Source organism: Stenotrophomonas sp. GbtcB23 (assembly GCF_019091045.1).
Classification (GTDB): Bacteria; Pseudomonadota; Gammaproteobacteria; order Xanthomonadales; family Xanthomonadaceae; genus Stenotrophomonas; species Stenotrophomonas rhizophila_A.
Genome location: NZ_JAGXKC010000611.1, coordinates 1 through 243 on the forward strand (window position 1 = coordinate 1; position 243 = coordinate 243).

A 243-nucleotide genomic window follows, 5' to 3' on the forward strand; every position below is an offset into this window, starting at 1 on the left:
CACGCGCAGCAGGAACAGGCGCATGCCGGCAAGCTGGCCGAGCGCAACGTGCAGCTGGGCGGCGAACCCGACCTCAACCCCGACACGCTGACCCGTCGCTCCCATGCCGAGTACAAGGAAGGCAAGGACCTTCGCGACATGGTCCGCGAGAACCTGATCGCCGAACGCAGCGCCATCGACAGCTATCGGGAAATGATCCACTTCGTGGGCGACAAGCACACCACCACCAAGCGGATCCTCGAG

General features: G+C 64.6%; 1 protein-coding gene. It reads left to right on the forward strand.

The window, feature by feature from the left end; genetic code table 11:
* Window positions 1-243, forward strand: a 243-nt coding sequence (locus KVS69_RS20290) for a ferritin-like domain-containing protein (protein ID WP_217540088.1), incomplete at both ends; no start/stop codon positions are given.